This is a genomic window from Thermoactinospora rubra (assembly GCF_002093975.1).
Classification (GTDB): domain Bacteria; phylum Actinomycetota; class Actinomycetes; order Streptosporangiales; family Streptosporangiaceae; genus Nonomuraea; species Nonomuraea rubra_A.
Genome location: NZ_MSZZ01000044.1, coordinates 93,797 through 112,440 on the forward strand (window position 1 = coordinate 93,797; position 18,644 = coordinate 112,440).

Sequence of the window (18,644 nt, forward strand, 5' to 3'; positions counted from 1 at the left end):
TGAGCGACCAAGAGACACCCCCCGGAGGCGTGGATATGTCCATGGAAACCCTCATCTGGGTGGCCGTTGTGGTGGTCGCGGTGGTGGCTGTCGCCGCCGTGGGTTACGTGGTGCTGCAGCAGCAGCGTCGTAACCGCCTCCGCGCACGGTTCGGCCCGGAATACGACCGTCTGGTGGCGGAGTCGGAGAACCGCAAGGAGGCCGAGCAGGAGCTGCTGGCCCGTGAGCAGCGGTTCTCGCAGCTGGACATCCGGCCATTGGCCCCCGAGAGCCGCCAGACCTATGCCAAGCGCTGGACGGAGGTCCAGGAGCGCTTCGTCGACTCCCCCGCCATGGCGGTGACCGAGGCCGACCAGCTGGTGACGGCGGTCATGGCCGAGCGCGGTTACCCCACCGACGACTTCGAGGAGCGGATGTCGACCCTGTCGGTGGCGCACGCCGCGACCCTCGACCACTACCGCAAGGCGCACGACATCAGCGCCAGGGCGGCGCGCAAGGAGGCGTCGACCGAGGATCTGCGCCAGGCGATGGTGCACTACCGCGCGCTGTTCCAGGAGCTGCTGGAGGAGCCGGCGGAGCGCCAGGACCGCGCCGGCCAGGACCACGCCGACCACCAGGACCGCGTGGAACACCAGGACGCCGAGCACCACCGTCGCCACGACAACACCACAGGACGGTGATCCCATATGCAAGACAGGCGGACCGATGAGGAGCTGACGGCGACGCGGCTGGAGGAGCAGCACCGCGACGCCGCCGAGGCCGAGCGTGCCGAGCAGGAGCGCGCCGGCCAGTTCGAGGCCCAGCGGGCGAGGGAGGGGCAGGAGAGCCCGGAGCCCGTCCGCGACGAGGCGACGTCCCAGCCGCACGACTACCGCACCGACCTCCAGGGCGAGCAGCCGCTGGCCCGCGAGGACGAGAACCGCGGCGAGCCGGCGACCTACGACCAGGACCGCGACGAGGGCCGCGACGAGCTGCGCGTCCCCGGCCAGCGGGCCGACGAGAGCGCGACGACGCCCGGCGCCGCCACGACGCCGAGCGCCGCGCCCTCCGGCACCGCGACACCCGAAGCCGGTGACGTGCTCATCGCTCCCGAGCCCGAGCACGCGCACGCCGTGCCGTACCAGGGCGGCGACGCCCTGCTGGACCGGGATCCCGCGCAGGTGCGGGAGCGCTGGCGCGACGTGCAGTCCGGGTTCGTGGACGAGCCGCGCCAGGCGGTCGAGCGCGCCGACGAGCTGGTGGAGGAGCTGGTCGTCGCCCTGACCACCTCGCTGACCGGCCGGACCAACGAGCTGCGCGACCGGTGGAAGAACGCCGGCGAGCAGGACACCGAGCAGCTGCGCCGCGCGCTGCGCGACTACCGCGCGGTGCTGGAGCGGCTGCTGACCCTGTCCGAGGGGAGGTGAGCGAGCGTGCTGGCAGTCGTCGCGGCCATCATCTTCGGCCTGGGGTTCCTGTTCGACTTAGTGAACGTCCGGATCGGCGCCGGGATCTCCGGCACCACCTTCATGCTGCTGGGCCTGTGCCTGCTGGCCCTGCACCAGGCGGGCGTGGGTACGGCGAGCATCCGCAGCTACAGCGGATGGCGGGGCAGGACCCGACGCTGAAAGGCCCACGGTAAGCCCGTAGGACATAGAGACAGGGACGTCCCCGCTCGCAGGGGACGTCCCTGTCATCATGACTCCCGGGCGGCGTACTCGAACTCCTGGCGCGGATGCGTCAGAGCGCCCAGCGCGACGATGTCCCGCCGGAAGAACAGCGCGAGCGTCCAGTCGACCAGCACCCGCACCTTCCGGTTGACGGTCGGCACGCGCGACAGGTGGTAGGTGCGGTGCACGAACCACGCCAGCGGCCCCCGCAGCTCGCGCCCGTAGATCTGCGCGACGCCCTTGCGCAGGCCGAGGCTGGCGACCGAGCCGGCGTAGGCGTGCCGGTACTGCCGCAGCGGCTCCTGCCGCAGCGTGGCCACGACGTTGCCGGCCAGGACCTTCGTCTGCCGTACGGCATGCTGCGCGTTGGGCGCGGTGAGCCGGCCCGGCTTGGTCAGGTCCGGTACGGCGGCGCAGTCCCCCGCGGTGAAGACGTTCTCGCGCCCGTCCACGGTCAGGAAGGCGGTGGCCTTGACGCGGCCCTTGTCGTCGATCGGCAGGTCGCCGGAGCGGACGACGGGGTGCGGCTTGACCCCGGCCGTCCACACCAGCGTGGCGGCGTCGAACTCGGTGCCGTCGTCGAGCACGACGTGGCCGTCCTTGACCGACTCCAGCCTGGTGCCCAGACGCACGTCGATGCCGCGGGCGCGCAGCTGCTCCAGGGTCCAGCGGCCCATCTCGGGCCCCACCTCGGGCAGGATGCGGTCGGTGGCCTCGATGAGGTACCACTTCATGTCGCCCGGCTCGATGGTCGGGAAGTAGCGGCAGGCGTCGCGGGCCATGTCCTCCAGCTCGGCCAGCGCCTCCACCCCGGCGTAGCCCCCGCCCACGAAGACGAAGGTCAGCGCCTCGCGCCTGATGGACTCCTCGGTGACGGAGGCGGCCAGGTCGAGCTGGGCGAGCACGTGGTTGCGCAGGGCGATGGCCTCCTCGACGGTCTTGAAGCCGATGCCGTACTCGGCTAGCCCGGGGATGGGCAGCGTGCGGGAGATCGAGCCGGGCGCCACGACCAGCAGGTCGTACTCCACGCGCCGCGGGTCGCCGCGGCGCGGGCTGAACTCCACGAACCGCCCGGCGGTGTCGATCCTGGTGACCCAGCCGTTGAGGATCGTGCAGCGTTTCAGGACTCGGCGCAGCGGGACGACGACGTGGCGCGGCTCGAGGTTGCCGGCCGCGGCTTCGGGGAGGAACGGCTGGTAGGTCATGTAGGAGTCGGCGTCGATCACGGTGATCTCCGCCTCGCCCGGCCGCAGCCTGCGCTGCAGGCGCAGGGCGGTGTACATGCCGACGTAGCCGCCTCCGACGATGAGGATGCGCGGTCTCATGGCATGGACCCCTTCCCCGCGGGTCCCGGTTCAGGCCTCACCCGGGAATCTCCCGCCCGCGCCGCTGCCCGTGAAACGCATGGTGACGGTGCTGCCGCCGGGCCCGGTGCGGACGGCGAAGGCGTCGGCCAGCAGGCGCGCCAGCCACAGGCCCATCCCCCTGGTGGCGTGCGGGGCGGGGGCGGCCTCCCCCGGCGTGCCCTCCGGCGTCCAGGTGCCGCGGTCGTGGATCTCCACGACCATGGAGTCGTCGGCGCACCACACGACCAGCTGGGCGCCGTCGGGGTCCCCGTGGGTGACGGCGTTGGTGGCGACCTCGTTGACGGCCACCACCACGTCGCCCACCGCGTCCTCGCCCAGGCCCAGCCCACGGGCGGCGTCCTCGGTGACGTGCCTGACCTTCGGCAGGTCGGCCAGCCGGAACGTCATCCGGCTGACGGGCACCCCGGACGGGGGGCCGGTGAAGCCCGGGGACGGACCTGGGACCTCCCTCGTCACCGTTCCGCCAATCGTTGCCGACGAGCACCCGCCCGGCGGGGCGTCTACCCCACGAGCTCGGTGCGAAGCTGGTCGAGGACCTTGCGCAGAATTCTCGAGACGTGCATCTGTGAGATGCCGAACTCCGCCGCGATCTCGGCCTGGGTCATGTTGCCGAAGAAGCGCAGCAGCAGGATGTGCTTCTCCCGGTACGGGAGGGCGTCGATGAGGGGCTTGACCGCCTCGCGGTCGACCATGGTGCTCAGGGAGTCGTCGGCCTCGGGGATGAGCTCGCCGAGGGAGGCCGCGTCGTCGTCGGCGCCCAGCGGGGCGTCCAGCGACAGCGTGCTGTAGGCGGCCGAGGCGTCCAGCGTGAGCAGGACCTCCTCCTCGGAGATGTTCATCTTGGCCGCCAGCTCCTGGACCGTGGGCGAGCGGCCCAGGTCCTGGCTCAGGTCGGAGATCAGGCGGTTCAGCTCCGAGCGCCGCTCCTGGTACAGCCGCGGCACGCGGATCGCCCAGGTGCGGTCGCGGAAGTGGCGCTTGACCTCGCCGGTCATGGTGACCACCGCGTAGCCGCGGAAGGCGTGACCGAGCGTGGGGTCGAATCCGTTGATCGCCTTCATGAGGCCGACGTAGGCGGCCTGCAGCAGGTCCTCCAGCGGCTCGCCGCGGTAGCGGTAGCGGCGTGCTATCTCCATGGCCAGCGGGCGGTGCATCTCCACGATCCGCTCGCGCAGCCGTTCCCTGTCGTAGTCGGAGATTCCCGGCCTGGCCATGTCGGCCAGGAGCTCCTCGGCGGTCATCTCTTCGAGCGCGCGTTCCTGCAGAGCCATCGGTTGACTCCTCTATGGGAATGACGGCCCCCGCACAGGAAAAAAGCCCATGCAGAGGCACAGCTTTCGCAAGCCCTCTGCTGGACTTCGCGCCAAGTATCCCCCGTTTCCCTCGATGTATTCATCGCTCGCGAGGTGACAGTAAGGTTGCCTCGTGACAAACCCGGACGCCGCTCTCAGCCTGACGCCGTCCACCGCCGACGGGTTCACCGTCCTGCGCGTGGCAGGCGTGCTCGACGCCACGACCCGTGAGCAGTTCGCCGAGGGGCTGGCGGGCATACCGGGCGACCTGATCCTGGACCTGTCCGGCGTCACGTTCATGGACTCGCGCGCGCTAGGGCTGATCGTGCACCGCTGGCAGACCAGCCTGACCGCCGACGTGAAGTTCGCCCTGGTGGGCGTGCGCTACTCGACCGCCAAGGTGATGTGGATCACGGGGCTGGCCGAGCGGCTGCCGCTGTATGACTCGCTCGAGGCGGCCCTAGCGTCGGCGTGAGCCGCGCTGATGCTCCTCGACAAGCTGCCGGGCCAGGTCGGCCACCTTGATCTGGTGCTGCTGGGAGACCCGGCGCAGCTCCTCGAAGGCGTCCTCGGCCGAGCAGCCGCTGGCCTTCATGATGATGCCCTTGGCCTGGTCGATGAGCGAGCGGCCGGCCAGAGCCTCCTGCAGCTGGGCGGCGCCGGTGCGCACCTCGTCGAAGTCCCACATGTTGGCCATGGCGACGCTGAGCTGCTCGGCGAGCATGTCGGCCAGGGCGGCGGCGCCCTCCACCGGGAAGGCGTCGGGCCGCACGGAGTACAGCCCCACCACGAACTGGGCCGGCGCCACCTCGACCGGCAGCACGAGCACCGACCGCACTCCGTAGCTGACGGCGAGCGTCGCGTATCGTGGCCATCGAGCTTCATGCAGGACGTCGGGCACCGTCGCCCGGCGGCCGGTCTTCCTGGCTTCCAGGCTCGGGCCCTCGCCGAGGTCCCGCTCGGCCTCCACCAGGGTGATGAGCTCGCTGTGGGAGGCGGAGACCAGCACCCGGCTGTCGCGCCACTGCTCGACCGACCCGCCTGAGCAGCCGGGCACGCCGGTGGCCAGCGTGGTCGTCAGACCGCGCAACACGCGCTCGGTCGAGGTCTCCTCGCTGAGCCGGCCGAGTGCGGCAAGATCTCTTGCGAGACCGGGAGTGATCATCGCCTTGAAGTCCATGACACGAGATCCCTTCCCGTCGAGCCTGGATTAATCGTAACGTCGAGGAGATGACCGACCCTATGTCGCTTGACGCGCTCGAGCACGCGGTAGACCAGCTCAGCGCCCGCGTGGCCCAGCTTCGCGAGGCCAGTTCGGCCTACCCCGACGCGCCGGGGCCCACGCTGGCCGCGGCGCTGGCCGAGCTCGCCACCGCCGTCGACCTGCTGGAGGCCGCCCGCGTGGAGCTGCGCAAGGCTCCGGGCAGGCAGCAGCAGCAGAAGAAGGGGTCGGGACAGCGGGAGCTGAAGCTGCTGCGGCAGGTCTTCCGCGCCTTCCCGGTGCCGGTCGCGCTGCTGGACGGCGGCGGCGTGGTGCGGCGCGTGAACGAGGAGACCACGCGGCTGCTGGGCAGCCCGGACGGCTACCTGGTGGGCCGCTCGTTCCCGCTGCTGGTTGACGTCTCCCGGCGAGCCGCGTTCCGCTCGCACCTGACCTCGGTGCTGCAGACCGGGCAGCCGGCCGCCTTCGAGTCGCGCCTGGCCCACCAGGGCAGGACGCACACGGTGCAGCTCGTGCTGACCCGGCTGACCATGCCGGGCGAGCCGCAGCCGATGGTCGCCGCCGTGGCGCTGCCCACCGAGGTCCAGCCGCCCGAGCCCGGCTGGGGCCGCCCGGACCTGTCGGAGGCCCACCTGCTGGTGGAGGCGGCCAGGCGGCAGGAGGTGCTGGCCAGGACCTCGGCGCTGCTGCTGGAGCCCGACAGTCTGCTGCAGCCGGTGGGGCTGGCGCGGGCCGCCCGGCTGCTGGCGGCCGAGCTGGGCGACTGGGTCATCGCCGACCTGGTGCGCGGCGGGCGGCTGCGCCGCTCGGCGGTGGTCGCGCCGCGCGACCACCCGGTGGGCGAGCTGGTACGGCTGGTCGAGCAGGCCGAACCCGCCGCCAGCCCCATGATCACCCAGGTGCTGGAGCGCGGCTCCGGCCAGGTCCACGAGATGGTCGACGACGAGACGCTGCTGGGGCCCTCGGCCGGGGGGCCGCTGGCGACGGCCATCGACGCCGGGTCGCTGCTGTGCGCGCGGATCGGGGACGGCGAGGGCGTGCTGACGCTGGTGCGCTCCCACGACAAGCCGCCCTTCACGCTGGCCGACCTGTGGCTGGTGGAGGAGATCGGCGAGCAGCTCGGCCTGGCGCTGCGGGCGCAGGCCGAGATCGCCAGCCGGTCGCGGGTGGCCGACGCGCTGGTGGCCAGCGTGGTGCCGCGCACGCTGCCGGACGTGCCCGGGTTCGAGGCGGCGGCCATCTACCACCCGGGCGCCTCGGTGGGTGCCGAGTTCTACGACGTCTTCCCCGTCTCCGGCGGCTGGGGCTTCGCCCTGGGCGGGGCGGCGGGCAAGGGTGAGGAGGCCGCCTCGGTCAGCGCCATGGTCCGCGGCGGGCTGCGGCTGCTGAGCGTCTGGGAGTCCGATCCCGACCAGGCCGTGCGCAAGGTGAACGAGGCCCTGGTCAGCCAGGGCACCGGCATGTTCGTCATGGCCCTGGCCGGGTTCGTGCGGGGCAGGAGCATCCGGCTGTCCTCGGCCGGTCACCACCCCGCCGCGCTCGTGCAGCCCGACGGCACGGTCCGCTTCACCGCGGGCGGCGGCGTGCCGCTGGGCATCTCGCCGCAGGCCGAGACGCAGGTGGAGGAGCTGACGCTGCGCCGGGGCCAGCAGCTCGTGCTGTACTCCGAGGGCCTGCTTTCCTCGCGCGACCACCGCGGCGAGCCGTACGGCGAGGACCGGCTGGCCGACGTGCTGGCCAGGACCGTGGGGCAGGCGCCGGCGACGGTCGTCAAGGCGGTCGAGGAGGACCGGCACGCCTTCGCCGGTGGCCAGGTGTGGGACGAGATCGTGGTGATGGCGTTGCGGGCGGTGTGACCTCGCCCGTTGTGACCTCGCCCGTTGCATCATGCGGCATATCGGGTATTTCCTTGTGGTAGTGCCTAAGACGCAGGCACCCCATCTGGACCTCCCTGCCTGGGGGTGCCATGAACATAGCGATCGTGTCCTCCGCCGGAGGAACCCGCCGTCACCAGATCCTCTCCGCGGCCCGCGAGCTGGGCCACGAGCATCGGGTGACCATCTACTCCCGCCGCCAGTGCCCCGACGGCAAGGACCGGGTGCGTGTGGCGCCCGGCGTCGTGGTGGAGCACCTGACCGCCGGGCCGCCGCGGCCGCTCCAGCCCGACGAGGCCGCGCCGTACCTGCCGCTGGTGAGCCGCCAGCTGGCCCAGCGGTGGCGTGAGGATCCCCCGGACGTCATCCACGCCTACTCCTGGACCGGCGGGCTGGCCGCCGTCGCCGGGTCCAAGGACCTGGGCGTGCCCATCATGCAGTCCCTGTGCCACCGGCTGCCGCCCGCGCACGACACGCCCCAGCACCTCAAGCTCGAACGGGCGCTGGGCCGCCGCGCCGACACGGTCATCGCCGGGTGCGGCGACGAGGAGTCGGAGCTGGTACGGCTGGGCGTGCCCCGCGACCACATCACGGTCGTGCCGTACGGGGTGGACACCGGCAGGTTCCACCGCCACGGACCGGCGGCCGCACGCGGCGGCAGGCCGCGGCTGCTGCACGTCGGCGGCGTGACCCCCGAGGACGGCGCCCACACCGTCATCCGGACCATGGCCGGGCTCCCCGACGTGGAGCTGGTCGTCGCCGGCGGCCCGCCGCCGGAGCAGCTGGGCGACGACCCCGAGATCGCCCGGCTGCGCGCCCTGGCCGAGCAGATCGGCGTGGCCGAGCGCGTGACGCTGCTGGGCAGGGTGCCGCGCAGCTCGGTCCCCCGCCTCATGCGAGGCGCCGACATCGTGCTCACCCTGCCGCGCGAGACCGGCACGGGCTCGGTGGCGCTGGAGGCCATGGCCTGCGGCGTGCCCGTGGTCGCCTCCGCGGTGGGCGCCCACCTCGACTCGGTCATCGACGGCGTCACCGGCCTGCTGGTGCCGCCCGACCGCCCCGCGCACACCGCCCGGCTCACCCGGGAGCTGCTGGCCGACCCCACCCGGCGCACGGCGCTGGGCTACGCCGGGGCCGACCGCGCCCGCTCCCGCTACAGCTGGGACCGCATCAGCCACGAGCTGCTGAGGGTCTACGAGGACGCGCTGGCCGCCCATTGAGCAATCCCGGGCCTTGAAGGCGCCCCGAGCACGGAGCGCCGAACGCGCGACGGACGAAACTCTGCCAGAGTGATCGGCATGGACGTCGCAGACGCACGATCCCTCGCCCTGGCGCTCAAGTCGCTGCTGCAGCAGGCCCACCATCTGGTGGACGAGTCCCAGCCGCCGCCCGAGCTGTACGTCAAGGTCTCCGACCACGTCGGCGGACGGCTGCGCGACCTGGTCTCGGTGACCCTGGCCTTCCCGGAGTGGGAGCACGTCAACCTGCAGCGCGGCGTGGACGCCTACCTCGCCGCGCACAGCCCGCAGGCCGAATGGTTCGGCGTGTCGGGGCATGGCCGCGAGCACACCGACTTCATGAACCTGCTGGCGGTCAGCTCCCGCTGGGAGCGCTACGAGATCGGCGCGGTGGACTACCGGACCGCCGCCACCGGCCCTGACGAGGCCGTCGAGGTGGTGACCTTCGGCCTGGTGCTGACCCGCGCCCCCGACGGCGCGCCCATCGTGCTGGGCATGCGCGGCCCGGCCGAGATGTACGGCATGGAGGGCTGCCGGGTGGAGATCCTGGCCGCCTCGCGGTCCAGCGCCACCGCCGCGCGGGCCGAGATCGAGCGGCTGATGCGCGAGCACGACGTGTACCGCGGGCAGGTCCTCACCTTCGGCTTCAACGAGCACCGCGGCAACAGCGTCGTGAGCTTCTTCCCCCGCCCCGCCCTGCGCCCGCAGGACGTCATCCTGCCCGAGGGCGTGCTGGAGACGGTCGAGCGGCACGTCATCGGCATCGCCGAGCACGCCGAGGCGCTGCGGGCGCACGGCCAGCACCTCAAGCGCGGCCTGCTGCTGCACGGGCCGCCCGGCACGGGCAAGACGCACACGGTCCGCTACCTCATGAGCCGCCTGCCCGGCGTGACGGTGATCGTCATGTCGGGCCCGGCCATGCAGTTCATCGGCCAGGCGGCCGGGCTGGCCCGGCGGCTGCAGCCCGCGGTGGTGGTGCTGGAGGACGTCGACCTGGTCGCGCAGGACCGCAGCCTCATGGAGGACTCCAGCCCGCTGCTGTTCACGCTGTTCGACGCGATGGACGGGATCGGCGGCGACGCCGACGTCACCTTCGTGCTGACCACCAACCGGCCCGAGGTGCTGGAGGACGCGCTGGCCAACCGGCCCGGCCGGATCGACCTGGCCGTGGAGGTGCCCAGGCCCGACGCCGAGGCCCGGCGGGCGCTGCTGCGCCTGTACAGCCGCGACCTGGAGCTGCGCGCCGACCTGGAGCCGATCGTCGCCAGGACCGAGGGCATGACCGCGTCGTTCTTCAAGGAGCTGCTGCGCCGTGCCGTGCTGGTGGCCCTGCGCGAGGACGGCCGGGTCGGCGCGCTGACCGACGGGCACCTGTCGGCGGCGCTGGAGGAGATGATGGCCTCCCGCGAGGCGCTGACCCGCTCCCTGCTGGGCTCGGCCCCCGGCGACGAGGAGGAGGGACAGGGCGAGGAGCCGCCGGGCTTCCCGGCGCCGGGAATCGCGGCGGCGCGGCCCGGCCGGGTCTTCCTCCGCCCTAGGTGAGCTATACCAGGCGCGCGGCCTTGAGCCCCAGGTGCACGGCCAGCCGGTCGTCGCCGTCGCCGAGGTCGCGCCCCAGCCGCCGCTCGGCCTTGGCCAGGCGGTAGTACAGCGTCTGGCGGTGGACGCCGAGCCTGGCCGCCGCCTCCTGGGCCTGCCCGCCCAGGTCGAGGTAGGTCTCGACGGTCCGCGCCAGCTCGGGGTCCAGCCCCGAGGTCTCGGCGGCCAGCTCGCGCAGGTCGGCGGCGGGCAGGCGGGCCAGCAGCCGGTGCACGCCCAGGTCTCGCCAGCGGGCGAGCGGGGCGAAGCGGGGGAAGTGCTCGGCCACGCGCAGCGCGTGCCGGGCCTCGCGCCAGCTCTGCCAGGCCTCCGAGGCGTCCGGCCGGGGCGCGCCCAGCCCGGCGGCCGTGCCGTACAGGGACTGGACGGTGCAGGCGACCTCCTCGGCCAGGTGCGCCGGGCACAGCAGCGCCACCGGCGAGCCGACGCGGGCCAGCACGCCGCGCGGCAGCGTCCACAGCGGCGCCACCCGGTCCGACTCCCGTACGGCTATCGCCGCCACCGGCCCGGCCAGGTCCAGCACGGCCCGCCCGCGCTCCTCCGGATCGGGCGACAGCAGCCAGTCCAGCTCCCTGCCCTGTGCCTGGCGGCTGCGCGCCTCGTGGGCCAGCACCTGCGCGGCCCGGGCGACCAGCGGGGCGGCGCGCTCCAGCACCGCGTCGGTGAGGCTGCCGGAGTCCAGCAGCCACAGGTAGCCGTAGGCCACCTCCCGGTGCCGCAGCGGCCAGCAGACCCGGGCCTTCAGCTCGCCGTGGGCCGGGATGCGGACCGGGCCCTCGGCGCGGGCGATGCCGAAGCCCTCGAAGTAGTCGCGCACCTCCTGCGTGGCGGCCCGGCGCAGGATGGACTCCTGCCGCACCGAGTCGACCTCGCCGCGCTGCGCGCCGTACGCCAGCAGCCGGAAGGACCGGTCCTCCAGCGTCGCCGAGGCGCCCAGGACGCGGGCGATCTCCTCGACGGTGTCCTGCAGCTCCGCCTGGTTGTACATTTGTCCAACAGCATGCCACATCCGCCGTGACGAACGTCGATGGAGCAGGTCTGAGCCGGCGACTTACGCTGTGAGCATGCTCGGTCAACTGCTGCTCGCCGCATCGCGGAGCAGGCTCGTGCGTCGCTCGGTGTCGGGCCTGCCGCTCACCCGCAAGGTCGTCGACCGCTTCGTCGCCGGTGAGACCACGCACGACGCCGTCGCGGCGGTGCGCCGCCTGACGGCCGCCGGGCTGTCGGCCACCGTCGACCACCTGGGCGAGGAGACCCGCGACTCCGCCCAGGCCGCCGCGACGGCCAAGGCGTACGTCGCGCTGATGGACGCCCTGCGCGAGGCCGGGCTGCGGGCCGAGGCCTCGGTGAAGCTGTCGGCCGTCGGCCAGGCCATCGACGAGAAGATGGCGCTGGAGCACGCCAGGGAGATCTGCGCGGCGGCGCACGCCGCCGGCTCGATGGTCACCCTGGACATGGAGGACCACACGACCGTCGACTCCACGCTGGAGGTGCTGCGCGCCCTGCGGGAGGACTTCCCCGCCACCGGCGTGGCCATCCAGGCCTATCTGCACCGCACGCCCGGGGACCTGCGCGACCTGGCCGTGGAGGGCTCCCGCGTGCGCCTGGTCAAGGGCGCCTACCGCGAGCCCGCCTCGGTGGCCCACCAGAGCAGGACGGACGTCGACAGGGCCTACGTGCGATGCCTGCGCATCCTCATGGCGGGGAAGGGGTACCCCATGGTGGCGACGCACGACGACCGGATCATCTCCATCACCGAGCTGCTCGCCGATCGTTTCGGCCGCACCTTCGGCGACTACGAGTACCAGATGCTCTACGGCATCAGGACCGACCGCCAGGAGGAGCTGGCCGCCGCGGGCCACACGGTCCGCGTCTACGTCCCCTACGGCGACGACTGGTACGGCTACTTCATGCGCCGCCTCGCCGAACGCCCCGCCAACGTCGCCTTCTTCCTTCGTGCCCTTGGGGGTAAGTAGCAATGGACGCCATCAGCAACGTGCCGGTCCCGGCCAACGAGCCGGTGTACGGCTACGCGCCGGGCAGCGCCGAGCGCACCGCGCTCGAGAACCGCATCAAGGAGCTGGCCGGATCCGCCATCGAGCTGCCGATGACCATCGACGGGCAGCAGCGGATGGGCGGGGGCGCGCCGATCGACGTGGTCCAACCGCACAACCACGCCGCCGTCCTGGGCCGTACCAACGACGCTACGGCCCAGGACGTGCAGGACGCGATCTCCGCGGCGCTGGCCGCGGCCCCGGCGTGGCGGGCGCTGTCCTTCGACGAGCGGGCCGCGGTCTTCCTCAAGGCCGCCGAGCTGCTGGCCGGGCCGTGGCGCGCGACGCTGAACGCCGCGACCATGCTGGGCCAGTCCAAGTCGGTGCAGCAGGCGGAGATCGACTCGGCGTGCGAGCTGATCGACTTCCTGCGGTTCAACGTGGCCTACGCGCGGCAGCTCTACGCCGAGCAGCCGATGTCGTCGCCGGGCGTGTGGAACCGGATGGAGTACCGCCCGCTGGAGGGCTTCGTCCTGGCGATCACGCCGTTCAACTTCACCGCCATCGCCGGCAACCTGCCGACCTCCGCCGCCCTGATGGGCAACGTCGTGGTCTGGAAGCCGTCGCCCACCCAGCAGTTCGCCGCCCACTTCACCATGCGGCTGCTGGAGGCCGCCGGCCTGCCGCCCGGCGTGATCAACATGGTCACCGGCAACGGCCAGGCCGTCTCGGAGGCGGCGCTGACCCACCCGGCGCTGGCCGGCATCCACTTCACCGGCTCCACCGCGACCTTCCAGCACCTGTGGCGCACGGTCGGCGAGAACATCTCGGCCTACCAGAGCTACCCGCGCCTGGTGGGCGAGACCGGCGGCAAGGACTTCGTGCTGGCCCACCCGTCGGCCGACCCGGGGGTACTGCTGACCGCCCTGGTCCGCGGCGCCTTCGAGTACCAGGGCCAGAAGTGCTCGGCCGCCTCCCGCGCCTACATCCCGCGCTCGATCTGGACCCGGCTCAGGGACGACCTGGTCGGCACCGCCGAGTCGCTGACCGTCGGCGACGTGGCCGCCGACCTGTCCACCTTCATGGGCGCGGTCATCGACGAGCGGGCCTTCGCCAAGCACAAGGCCGCCATCGACCGGGCCAAGGCCACCTCCTCGATCGACGTCCTCACCGGCTCCTACGACGACTCGACCGGCTACTTCGTCAAGCCGACCGTCCTGGTCTGCGACGACCCCACCGACGAGGTCTTCGTCAAGGAGTACTTCGGCCCGATCCTGGGCGTCCACGTCTACGACGACTCCCGTTTCGACGCCGTGCTGGAGCAGATGGAGTCGGTCTCGCCGTACGCGCTCACCGGCTCGTTCATCGCGCAGGACCGCCACGCCATCGCCGCCGCGTCCGAGAAGCTGCGCTTCGCCGCGGGCAACTACTACGTCAACGACAAGCCCACCGGGGCGGTCGTCGGCCAGCAGCCCTTCGGCGGCGCCCGCTCCTCGGGCACCAACGACAAGGCGGGCTCGATCTTCAACCTGATCCGCTGGGTGAACGCCCGCACGATCAAGGAGACGTTCGTCCCGCCGACCGACTACCGCTACCCGCACATGGGCTGATCCCCGAATGCGGCGGGGCGCCCCGGACCCCTGCCCCCGGGGCCCCCCGCCCTGTCTCGCGGAGGCTTTCAGCCCTTGAGCCCCGAGCGCGAGATGCCCTCGATCACCCACCGCTGCGCGACCGCGTACAGCAGCAGCACCGGGACGCTGGCGATGACCGCCCCGGCCATCAGCAGGTCGTAGCGGATGTTGTTGGCGCTCTGGAAGTTGCCCAGCCCCGCCGGGAGCGTGAGCGCCTCGGGGCTGAGCAGCACGTAGAGGGGCCACAGGAAGTCGTTCCAGTTGGCCAGGAACGACAGCAGGAACAGCGTCGCCAGGGCCGGCTTGGACAGCGGCAGCGCCACCGAGACGAAGATCTGCCAGCGGTTGCAGCCGTCGAGTTCGGCGGCCTCCTCCAGTTCGCCGGGGAGCGTGAGGAAGAACTGCCGCAGGAAGAACACCCCGAAGGCGCCGGCCGCCGCGGGGACGATGACGGCGGGCAGGCTGTCCACCCAGGCCAGCTGGTTGACGATGAGGAAGTTCGGGATCAGCAGCACCACCGGCGGCACGAACAGGGTCGCCACGATCATCGAGAAGATCGGCGTGCGCAGCCGGAAGCGCAGCCGGGCCAGCGCGTAGGCGGCGGGCGCGGCGGTGACCAGCACCAGCACGGCGTGCCCGGTCGCGGCCAGCAGGCTGTTGAGGAACCAGGTGAGCACCGGGCTGTCGGGGCTGGAGAGGATCTCCCGGTAGGCGTCGGTGGTGACCGGGTCGGGGATCCACCGCGGGGTGGTGGACTGGGCCGCCTCGCGCGTCTTGAACGACGTGACGAACATGTACAGCAGCGGGCTCAGGTACAGCGCCGCGATCACCGCCAGCACCAGGTGCAGCAGCGCCCGCCGCAGGCCGCGCAGGTCTCGTGTCATGGTTTCCGCCTGTCTCGGAACGCGCCGAACACCAGGGCGCTGGCCACCATGAGGAACGCCGCGAGGATGAAGCTCATGGCGGAGGCCGTCCCCATGTCGAACTGGCGCAGGCCGGTCTCGGCGATGAGGTAGATCGCGGTCTTGGTCTGGTCGGCGGGGGCGCCCGCGGTGATGAGGTAGGACTGGCCGAACATGTTGGCCGAGGCCAGGATCGTGGCGTTGACCACGAACACCATGACGGGCCGCAGCCCCGGCAGCGTGACCGCGCGGAAGCGCCGCCACGGGCCCGCCCCGTCCACCATCGCCGCCTCGTGCAGCTCGCGCGGGATGTCCTGCAGCCCGGCCAGGAAGATCACGGAGTTCAGCCCCAGGGTCCACCACACGGTCACGCCCACCAGCGCGATCCAGGCGGGCGGCACGTCGGTGGTCCACTGCACCTCCAGCCCGAGGTAGTGGTTGACCAGGCCGATGTTGCCGTCGAGCAGGTAGCGCCACAGCAGGCCGACCACGGCCACGCCCAGGACGTAGGGCGCGAAGTAGACGGCGCGGTAGACGTTGCGGCCCTTGAACCGGCCGTTCATCAGCAGCGCCACGGCCAGCGGCAGGACGATGAGGATCGGCACGGAGGCCACGGTGAAGATGCCGGTGGCGCGCATCGCCATCCAGAAGCGGGAGCCGTCCACGCTGCCCGGGTCGAACAGGTCGGCGTAGTTGCCCAGCCCCACGAACGGCTTGGCCGGCAGGTTGATGTCCCACTCGTGCAGCGAGGTCCAGAAACCGAACCCGATCGGCACGACCATGAACACCGTGAACAGCGCCAGGTAGGGCGCCAGGAAGGCGTAGGGCGTCCACCACCGCATCCGCCTGGCCGTGCGGGCGGGGGCGGCATGCCGTACCGCCCCCGGAGCCGTCGTGACGCTCACTGCCCGTACTTCCGCTTGTTCTCCGCCAGCAGCTTGTCGGCCGTCGCCACGCCCTCCTTCAGCGCGTCGGCGGGGCCGGCCTCCTTGAGCACGGCCTTGGCCACGGCCAGCTCCAGCGCCTTGACCTGCACGTCGCCCACGCCGGGCAGGGCGGGCAGGAAGTGGAAGACGCTCATGTCGGCGGCCAGCTTGACCTGCGGCAGCTCGGCGACCTCGGGCGCCTGCCGGGCGGAGTTGCGCGCGGGGATCATGCCGGCCTTGGCCCACTCGGTGGACTGGCGGCTCATGTGGCCGATGAAGACCTTGGCCGCCTGCACCTTGTTGGGGTCCTTGCCGGCCTGGCTGGTGAGCACGAAGTTGTGGGAGGCGCTCCACACCGCGGGGGTGCCGCCGATGTTCGGGATCGGCGCCAGGCCCCACTTCAGGCTGGGCGCGTTGGTCTTGAGGTCGTTGATCTGCCAGATGCCGTCCCAGGTGAGGCTGACCTTGTCGTTCTTGAAGGCGGCGTACTGGCTGTCGATGGCGACCTTGGCCGGGCTGTAGCCCTTGTCGATCTGCTCCACCATCCAGCTCAGGGCCGCCACGCCCTGCTCGGAGCCCCACAGCGCCTTGGTGCCGTCCTCGCTGTACAGCTCGCCGCCGTGCTGCCACAGCAGGCTCATGAACATCAGGTGGGCGGGCCACTTGTTGGGCATCCAGAACGGCTGGGCGACGCTGGCCTTCTTCAGCTCGGCCAGCGCCTCCTCGTAGCCGGCCTTGTCGCCGGGCGCCTCCTTCAGCCCGATCTTCTCCAGGTGCGCGGCGTTGTAGTAGTCGCCCAGGCAGTGCACGTCCAGCGGCACGCTGTAGCGCTTGCCGTTGTAGACCCCCGCGTTCCACACGGCCGGGATGAAGTCGCCCTCGGTGAGCTGGAGCGCGCCGACGACGTCGTCGACGGGGACGAGCACCTGGCGGACGGCGAAGGTGCCGATCCAGTCGTTGTGGATGACCGCCACGTCCGGGCCGTTGCCGGCGGAGATGGCGGTCGGCATGGCCGGGTAGAGGTCCTCCCACCGCCGGGTGACGTTGCGCACCTCGATCCGCCCGGCGTACTCCTTGTTGAAGGCGTCGATCATGGTGCGCATGTGCGGGCCGTCGCCGCCGGTGAAGCCGTTCCAGTAGCTCAGGGTGACCTTGGGCCCGGTGTACTCGCCGCCCGTGAACGCGGGGGCGGCGGCCGTCGGCGTGGTGGAGCCCGTGCCCAGGCGGGTGCCGCCGCCGCAGGCGGCCAGCGCGGCGGTCAGGCCGGCCGCTCCCGACAGGTTCAGAAAGGCGCGGCGGGACAGTGGATGGGTCATGTCCTACTCCTTAGCGGCGAAACGGACGAATGTCCAAGAGGTGGGCGGGAGGGTGAGGGTCGCGGTGCCGTCCTGGCAGTCCAGGCCGGAGCCGGGCCGCGGGGTCACCCGGTCCGGCTCGGCGGCGGTGTTGCGGGCCGAGGGGTCCTCATCGGCCAACTCCAGGTGCTCCACCGGGGCCAGGCCGCGGGGCAGCGCGACCTCCAGGGCGCACGGCTCGCGGCGGTCGCGGTTGACGACGAACAGGGACAGCTCGCCGGTGGCCGGGTCGTGGGTGGCCGTCGCCCACACCACGGGCGCCTCGCCGTACTTGGCGGTCTCGATCGTGGGCGAGTCGGGCTCCACCCGCAGCACCTGGCCGCGCGCGTGCCGGGCGGTCAGCGCGAAGGGGTGGAAGATGGTCTGCCGCCAGGCGGGGCCGCCCGGCTCGGTCATGATGGGCGCGATCACGTTGGCGAGCTGGGCCTGGCAGGCGACGCCGACCCGGTCGGCGTTGCGCAGCAGCGTGATGAGCAGGCTGCCGACCACGACCGCGTCGGTGACGTCGTAGCAGTCCTCGATCAGCCGCGGGTGCCTGCTCCACTCCAGCGAGTCCTCGCCCTTGAAGCGGCTCTGGTACCAGACGTTCCACTCGTCGAAGGACAGCTTGAGCTGCTTGCGGCTGCGCAGCTTGGCGGCGACGTGGTCGGCGGTCGCGGCAATGGAGCGGATCATGTGCTCCATGTCGGCGGCGCTGGCCAGGAAGGAGTCCACGTCCCCGTCGGAGGGGTCGTAGTAGGCGTGCAGCGAGACGTAGTCGACCAGGTCGTAGGTCTCCTCCAGCACCTCCGCCTCCCAGGCGCCGAAGGTCTCGATGGTGCTGTTGGAGCTGCCGCAGGCGACCAGGGATAGGGTGGGGTCGAAGCGCTTGAGTGCCCGCGCCGTCTCCGCGGCGAGCCTGCCGTACTCCCGGGCCGTCTTGTGGCCCATCTGCCAGGGCCCGTCCAGCTCGTTGCCCAGGCACCACAGGCGGATGTCGTGCGGCTTGTCCACCCCGTGGGCGCGGCGCAGCTCCGACAGCCGGGTGCCGCCCGGGTAGGTGGCGTACTCCACCAGCTGGAGGGCCTCCGCGACGCCGCGGGTGCCGAGGTTGAGCGCCATCATCGGCTCCACGTCGGCCTTGGCGGCCCAGGCCATGAACTCGTTGAGGCCGAAGCGGTTGTCCTCGACGCTGCGCCAGGCCAGGTCGAGCGTGGTCGGCCGCTGCTCGACGGGGCCGACGCCGTCCTCCCACCGGTAGTTGGACACGAAGTTCCCGCCCGGGTAGCGGACGAGCGTGACGCCGAGCTCGCGTACCAGGTCCAGGACGTCGGTGCGGAAGCCGTCGGCGTCGGCGCTCGGGTGTCCCGGCTCGAAGATCCCGGTGTACACGCAGCGGCCCATGTGCTCGACGAACGAGCCGAACAGGCGGGGCTCAACCGGCGCGATCCGGAAGGCGGGGTCGAGCGTGAGACGAGCGCGGGTCGTCAAAGGGATGGCCTCTCTGTACGACGATGGTGATGCAGAGGTTCTACAACGTTGTTTCAACGTTGTAAACAGGGGTCCGCGGCCTGATATCGGGGCGTTACCATCGACTACGCCGCCCCGGGCGGGCG

General features: G+C 72.0%; 18 protein-coding genes. 9 read left to right on the forward strand and 9 right to left on the reverse strand.

Annotated features, from left to right (window positions below; translation table 11 throughout):
* Window positions 1–41 precede the first annotated feature (41 nt).
* The 3 genes from BSB02_RS30040 to BSB02_RS30050 are packed head-to-tail and all read left to right on the forward strand — an operon-like array spanning window position 42 to window position 1,607.
* Window positions 42–680, forward strand: coding sequence for a hypothetical protein (locus BSB02_RS30040; protein ID WP_240506765.1), 639 nt, complete (start codon window positions 42–44; stop codon window positions 678–680).
* A 6-nt stretch (window positions 681–686) separates the two neighbouring features.
* A complete protein-coding gene (locus BSB02_RS30045; RefSeq protein WP_084963987.1) occupies window positions 687–1,406 on the forward strand; it encodes a hypothetical protein in 720 nt (239 codons plus the stop codon).
* Window positions 1,407–1,412: 6 nt separating this feature from the next.
* Window positions 1,413–1,607: a hypothetical protein gene (locus BSB02_RS30050; RefSeq protein WP_084963990.1), complete on the forward strand. Its 195-nt coding sequence runs from the start codon at window positions 1,413–1,415 to the stop codon at window positions 1,605–1,607.
* A 68-nt stretch (window positions 1,608–1,675) separates the two neighbouring features.
* Here BSB02_RS30050 and BSB02_RS30055 read toward each other — a convergent pair whose 3' ends face one another.
* From BSB02_RS30055 to BSB02_RS30065, 3 genes are all read right to left on the reverse strand, one after another.
* The gene (locus BSB02_RS30055) at window positions 1,676–2,974 is read right to left on the reverse strand and encodes an NAD(P)/FAD-dependent oxidoreductase (RefSeq protein WP_084963991.1); all 1,299 of its coding nucleotides are present in this window, start codon (window positions 2,972–2,974) and stop codon (window positions 1,676–1,678) included.
* A gap of 30 nt (window positions 2,975–3,004) precedes the next feature.
* On the reverse strand, window positions 3,005–3,403 hold the full coding sequence (locus BSB02_RS30060; RefSeq protein WP_084963993.1) for an ATP-binding protein: 399 nt from the start codon (window positions 3,401–3,403) through the stop codon (window positions 3,005–3,007).
* A 113-nt stretch (window positions 3,404–3,516) separates the two neighbouring features.
* On the reverse strand, window positions 3,517–4,287 hold the full coding sequence (locus BSB02_RS30065; RefSeq protein WP_084963995.1) for a SigB/SigF/SigG family RNA polymerase sigma factor: 771 nt from the start codon (window positions 4,285–4,287) through the stop codon (window positions 3,517–3,519).
* Window positions 4,288–4,441: 154 nt separating this feature from the next.
* On the opposite strand from BSB02_RS30065, the gene BSB02_RS30070 reads away from it, so the two are divergent.
* Window positions 4,442–4,783 (forward strand): STAS domain-containing protein, encoded by a 342-nt coding sequence (locus tag BSB02_RS30070; protein ID WP_084963997.1) that lies wholly within the window; start codon window positions 4,442–4,444, stop codon window positions 4,781–4,783.
* Here the strand turns inward: BSB02_RS30070 and BSB02_RS30075 are convergent.
* Complete coding sequence (locus BSB02_RS30075; RefSeq protein ID WP_084963999.1) at window positions 4,769–5,488, reverse strand: GAF and ANTAR domain-containing protein; 720 nt, start codon at window positions 5,486–5,488, stop codon at window positions 4,769–4,771. The two genes, BSB02_RS30070 and BSB02_RS30075, sit on opposite strands and share 15 nt — an antisense overlap.
* Window positions 5,489–5,538: 50 nt before the next feature.
* Between BSB02_RS30075 and BSB02_RS30080 the strand changes: the two genes are divergently transcribed.
* From BSB02_RS30080 to BSB02_RS30090, 3 genes are all read left to right on the forward strand, one after another.
* Entirely contained in the window at window positions 5,539–7,386 is a 1,848-nt protein-coding gene (locus BSB02_RS30080; protein ID WP_084964001.1) for a SpoIIE family protein phosphatase, read from the forward strand.
* A 110-nt stretch (window positions 7,387–7,496) separates the two neighbouring features.
* Window positions 7,497–8,624 carry a glycosyltransferase gene (locus BSB02_RS30085; protein WP_084964003.1) on the forward strand — a complete coding sequence of 376 codons (1,128 nt, stop codon included), beginning with the start codon at window positions 7,497–7,499 and terminating at the stop codon, window positions 8,622–8,624.
* A gap of 78 nt (window positions 8,625–8,702) precedes the next feature.
* A complete protein-coding gene (locus BSB02_RS30090) occupies window positions 8,703–10,184 on the forward strand; it encodes an AAA family ATPase (RefSeq protein ID WP_084964030.1) in 1,482 nt (493 codons plus the stop codon).
* Window position 10,185: 1 nt separating this feature from the next.
* Here BSB02_RS30090 and BSB02_RS30095 read toward each other — a convergent pair whose 3' ends face one another.
* A complete protein-coding gene (locus BSB02_RS30095; protein ID WP_084964005.1) occupies window positions 10,186–11,229 on the reverse strand; it encodes a PucR family transcriptional regulator in 1,044 nt (347 codons plus the stop codon).
* A gap of 76 nt (window positions 11,230–11,305) precedes the next feature.
* On the opposite strand from BSB02_RS30095, the gene BSB02_RS30100 reads away from it, so the two are divergent.
* Both BSB02_RS30100 and pruA read left to right on the forward strand, forming a co-directional pair.
* A complete protein-coding gene (locus tag BSB02_RS30100) occupies window positions 11,306–12,217 on the forward strand; it encodes a proline dehydrogenase family protein (protein WP_084964006.1) in 912 nt (303 codons plus the stop codon).
* Window positions 12,218–12,219: 2 nt separating this feature from the next.
* Entirely contained in the window at window positions 12,220–13,845 is a 1,626-nt protein-coding gene (pruA, locus tag BSB02_RS30105) for an L-glutamate gamma-semialdehyde dehydrogenase (RefSeq protein WP_084964008.1), read from the forward strand.
* A 68-nt stretch (window positions 13,846–13,913) separates the two neighbouring features.
* On the opposite strand, the gene BSB02_RS30110 is transcribed toward pruA, so the two are convergent.
* Genes BSB02_RS30110 through arfA form a run of 4 tightly spaced genes read right to left on the reverse strand, consistent with a single transcriptional unit; the run spans window position 13,914 to window position 18,519 of the window.
* Window positions 13,914–14,750, reverse strand: coding sequence for a carbohydrate ABC transporter permease (locus tag BSB02_RS30110; protein ID WP_143591323.1), 837 nt, complete (start codon window positions 14,748–14,750; stop codon window positions 13,914–13,916).
* A complete protein-coding gene (locus BSB02_RS30115) occupies window positions 14,747–15,673 on the reverse strand; it encodes a carbohydrate ABC transporter permease (protein ID WP_206184962.1) in 927 nt (308 codons plus the stop codon). The genes BSB02_RS30110 and BSB02_RS30115 overlap by 4 nt, the downstream gene beginning before the upstream one ends.
* A complete protein-coding gene (locus BSB02_RS30120) occupies window positions 15,670–17,010 on the reverse strand; it encodes an ABC transporter substrate-binding protein (RefSeq protein ID WP_084964010.1) in 1,341 nt (446 codons plus the stop codon). The genes BSB02_RS30115 and BSB02_RS30120 overlap by 4 nt, the downstream gene beginning before the upstream one ends.
* A gap of 3 nt (window positions 17,011–17,013) precedes the next feature.
* Window positions 17,014–18,519, reverse strand: a complete 1,506-nt coding sequence (gene arfA, locus BSB02_RS30125; RefSeq protein WP_084964012.1) for an arabinosylfuranosidase ArfA — start codon at window positions 18,517–18,519, stop codon at window positions 17,014–17,016.
* Between the last annotated feature and the right edge of the window lie 125 nt (window positions 18,520–18,644).